Origin of the sequence: Geminocystis sp. GBBB08 (genome assembly GCF_016743215.1) — a bacterium.
Taxonomy (GTDB): domain Bacteria; phylum Cyanobacteriota; class Cyanobacteriia; order Cyanobacteriales; family Cyanobacteriaceae; genus Geminocystis.
Window position 1 is genome coordinate 1 of the sequence record NZ_VRZC01000237.1, and the last position, 4,494, is coordinate 4,494.

Consider the following 4,494-nt stretch of genomic DNA (forward strand, 5'->3'; position numbering starts at 1 on the left):
CTCAAGAACAACAAGATCAATCCCATACTTTAACTACTAAATTAAATATTCTTTTTGTTGTCAATGGTGCATTATTAACCAGTTTAAGTATTTCTCGCTTAATTTATATACCCGGGGTTTTTAGTTTTTTAGAAGTTTTGGGATTTTTAATCAATTTTATTTTATTAATTAATGCTTTTTTACCCCGTCAAGTAATTATCAGTCCTAACTTAGAAGATAACAAATTCTTAGAACGTTATTTAACTTTATCTCCCCAAGAATATCAATTACAAATGATGGCTAATTTTGTAGAAATTTATAAGGCAAATAAAAGAAGAATTGATGATATTTCTCAATCTTTAATTTACTCAGCTTATACGACTTTAACTATTGCTATTTGTATTATGTTACATATTTTTGTGACCTATTTTGTGCCAGTTTTTACTTTAAAATAGAATTAACTAGGAAACAAATTTGATCAAATTAATCTTACTTGAAACCAGCTTAAGGGATGCTATGAATAATGACTCTAATTGTAATCAAACATCCAATCATGACAATGATGAACCTAAAATTAAAATACCTGAGCCTGATCTTGATAATATCACGGTGTTAACAGATCATTTGCCCAATAAACCCATTTTGCCTTGGAATCGCTATGATTCTGACTGGGATGAAAACCTTAATCAAGAAACTCTCCCTGAAAATGAGCAAGATTCAGAGGCACAAGAAACAACCTCCGTCAAAAAAGGTCAAGATCTCAGTAAGATAGATTAGTAGTTTTCAATTGTGAACGATTAATTAATGTCTTTTGTTGGTTTACATATCCATACTGATTATAGTCTTCTTGATGGTGCTTCTCAAATTCCTGCTTTGGTTGAACGTGCAATACAATTGAATATGCCTGCCATCGCTGTTACAGATCATGGTGTGATGTATGGTGCAATACAGTTGATCAAGAATTGTAGTAATAAAAACATTAAGCCGATTATCGGTAACGAAATGTATGTTATTAATGGTGATATTACAGAAAAACATAAAAAAATTAGAAAATATCACCAAATTGTTTTAGCAAAAGATAAAAAAGGGTATCAAAATTTAGTCAAGTTAACAACTATTTCTCACCTAAAAGGAGTGCAAGGTAAAGGTATTTTTAGTCGTCCTTGTATTAATAAAGATTTATTAAAAGAATATCGTGAAGGATTGATTGTTACAAGTGCTTGTTTAGGAGGAGAAATTCCCCAAGCAATTTTACAAGGAGATTATAAAAGAGCAAGGGAAGTTGCTAAGTGGTATAAAGGAGTTTTTGAAGATGATTTTTATTTAGAAATTCAGGATCATGGTTCACAAGAAGATAGAATAGTTAATACGGAAATTGTCAAAATTAGTGATAAATTAGGCATAAAAATAGTTGCAACCAATGATTCTCATTTTATTTCCTGTAATGATGTAGAAGCCCATGATGCTCTTTTATGTATTCAAACAAATAAGAATATTGAGGAGTTAAAAAGACTGCGTTATTCAGGCACGGAATACCTTAAATCAGAAGCAGAAATGAGGTTATTATTTAGGGATCATCTTGATAGTGAAACCATTGAAAAAGCTATCACCAATACCTTAGAAATAGCCGATAAAATTAAAGTTTATACTTTATTAGGAGAACCGCGCATTCCTAACTATGAAGTCCCTCCTGGTCACACACATGAAAGTTTTTTAGAAGAAGTCACATGGGAAGGATTATTAAAAAGATTAAAATGTTATCAACGTCATGAAATTTCCCCAGAATATCGAGAGCGTTTAGAGTATGAATTAAAAATGATGGAAATGATGGGTTTTTCTACTTATTTTTTAGTCGTTTGGGACTATATTAAATATGCAAGAGACAGTCATATTCCCGTAGGGCCAGGACGAGGTTCGGCGGCTGGTTCTTTAGTGGCTTATGCTTTAGGAATTACTAATATTGATCCTGTTCATCATGGTTTATTATTTGAAAGATTTTTAAATCCTGAACGTAAATCTATGCCCGATATTGATACGGATTTCTGCATAGAAAAAAGGGAGCAAATGATCAAATATGTAACTCAAAAATATGGCGAATCTAAAGTAGCACAAATCATTACTTTTAACCGATTAACCTCGAAATCAGTATTAAAAGATGTGGCTAGAGTTATTGGTATTCCTTATGCTGAAGCTGATCATATGGCAAAATTAATTCCCGTGTCGAGGGGAAAACCGGCTAAATTAAAAGTGATGATTTCTGATGAAACTCCGGCACCAGAATTTAAAGAAAAATATGATAATGAGCCTCATGTTAAGCGGTGGTTAAACATGGCAATGAGAATTGAAGGAATGAATAAAACATTTGGAGTTCATGCGGCAGGGGTAGTTATTTCCAGTGATCCTTTAGATGAAATTGTCCCTTTACAAAAAAATAATGAAGGGGCAGTTATTACTCAGTATTTTATGGAAGATTTAGAGTCTTTAGGTTTATTAAAAATGGACTTTTTAGGCTTAAAAAATTTAACTACAATTCAAAAAACTGCTGACTTAATTAAGCAAAACCAAAATTTAGATATAGATGTTGATGAATTACCTTTAGGAGAAAGAAAAGCCTTAGAAATTATCGCTAAAGGCACAAGTAAAAAATTACCTAATGATGTAGCACAAACTCATAAACTATTAGAAAGAGGAGATTTAGAAGGAATTTTTCAGCTTGAGTCAGACGGTATGAAACAAATTGTTAAAGATTTGAAACCCTCTGGCATTGAGGATATTTCTTCTATTTTAGCCTTATATCGTCCTGGACCTCTTGATGCTGGTTTAATCCCTATTTTTATCCATCGTAAACACGGTAAAGAAGCAATAAAATATGATCATCCTTTACTAGAACCAATTTTAAAAGAAACTTACGCAGTACTTGTGTATCAAGAGCAAATTATGAAAATGGCACAAGATTTAGCAGGTTATTCTTTAGGAGAAGCAGATTTATTACGTCGGGCGATGGGTAAGAAAAAAGCCTCAGAAATGGAAAAACATCGGGAAATTTTTATTGATGGTTCGATGAAAAACGGTGTAAAAAAAGAAATTGCTGAGAATTTATTTAAACAAATGGTGCAATTTGCTGAATATTGTTTAAGTGCAGATACAGAAATTTTAACGGTAGAATATGGGGCAATTCCTATTGGTAAAATTGTCGAAGAAAACCTTCATTGTCAAGTTTATAGTATCGATAAAAATGGCTTTATTTATACTCAATATATCGCTCAATGGCACGATAGAGGAATCCAAAAAGTTTTTGAATATGAGTTAGAAGACGGAAGAATTATTAGGGCAACAAAAGACCATAAAATGATGACAAAAGACGGTAAAATGTTATCTATCGATCGCATTTTTGAAGAAAATTTAGATTTATTAGAAATTAGAAATTTTCAATAAATAGCTCTTTTTTTCTAGTTAAAAATCAAAAATTATCAAAAACTTGATCATTTTTCTCAGAAATTGAGTTAAGTTATATTAATCTTTCCTGTTAGCTATAAAATTCATTTCATAGCCAAGGGTTTTGACTAATTTAACCACTAACTGTTACGATTTATTGCTCTTTTTTCGTGGTTTTTAACCAGAGCACAAAAAAAGCATTAAATTGCTATAGCAATCCTAAATCATTTTTGGGAAATCAATTATTATTAAAAAACATCTCCAATGTTATCCCTGTTGCCTCTTCTCGAAGAAGAAAAAATAATTCTCACAACGAACATAGAATTGCTATATTATAAAGTTAATAAAAATAAGAAGATTTTTAGGTTAAAATAAATCTTTAGTGATGGTTCTATAGCCCGTCTCAAAAAAAGCTAGTGAACAAGATTAATACAAAAACAAAGTAAATTTTGTCAAGTAACGAATCTCTGAAGCTAGAATCCTCCAAAACCTGCTTAAGGCTTAGTCGAGGGAGTATAAAAGTACTTTTGATTTCAATAATGTAGTTGTTTTTAAATTTATGAATTCAATAGATTTAGTGATTAGTTTTTCCTTTAATTTGTGGTTGAAAGTCAATTCTTTACCTTCTCAAATAAGAACTGATTTTTTAAAAAATTTTCACCAATTTTTATTAGTTTATGAAACTAGGGAAAGTTTTTCATTAAAATTTAAAGATAAAAACAAAAAAATAATTTTTTTTTCTACTAACAAAAATTTACAAATATTGGCAGTTCTATTCTTTAAAAATGACCAAGTAGTAGTCAAATTAATAGATTTTATTGAAAATAATGCTAAACAAGATATAATTAAAGAAATTAATAATAACCTAAAAATTGCTTGGGAAAATATAAATTTAGATGATAATTTAACTAATATTAATCAAGATTTTGAGAGGACTCTAATTGAAAGAAAATATGAACTAAAAAAACAAGATTTAAGTATAAATGACAATGATTTTTGGTGTTATTTTCCTGAAGAAAATCAAGGGAATAATTTACAAATATTATCAACTCAGCAATTTCATATTGTACAACAAAATCC

The 4,494-nt window shown here is 30.0% G+C and carries 4 protein-coding genes; all 4 read left to right on the forward strand.

Annotated features, from left to right (window positions below; all coding sequences use genetic code 11):
- On the forward strand, positions 1–434 hold a 434-nt coding region (locus FWJ34_RS18445; protein WP_308256795.1), incomplete at its 5' end, for a hypothetical protein.
- Between the two features lie 19 nt (positions 435–453).
- Positions 454–756, forward strand: coding sequence for a hypothetical protein (locus FWJ34_RS18450; RefSeq protein ID WP_308256796.1), 303 nt, complete (start codon positions 454–456; stop codon positions 754–756).
- A 27-nt stretch (positions 757–783) separates the two neighbouring features.
- Complete coding sequence (locus tag FWJ34_RS18455; protein ID WP_308256797.1) at positions 784–3,414, forward strand: DNA polymerase III subunit alpha; 2,631 nt, start codon at positions 784–786, stop codon at positions 3,412–3,414.
- 559 nt (positions 3,415–3,973) lie between these two features.
- Positions 3,974–4,494: hypothetical protein (locus FWJ34_RS18460; protein ID WP_308256798.1), on the forward strand; the 521-nt coding region annotated here is incomplete at its 3' end.

Bases quoted from the DNA above. Each gene is read 5' to 3' on its own strand.
- FWJ34_RS18455 (WP_308256797.1), top strand. From the start codon at position 784: ATGTCTTTTGTTGGTTTACATATCCATACTGATTATAGTCTTCTTGAT.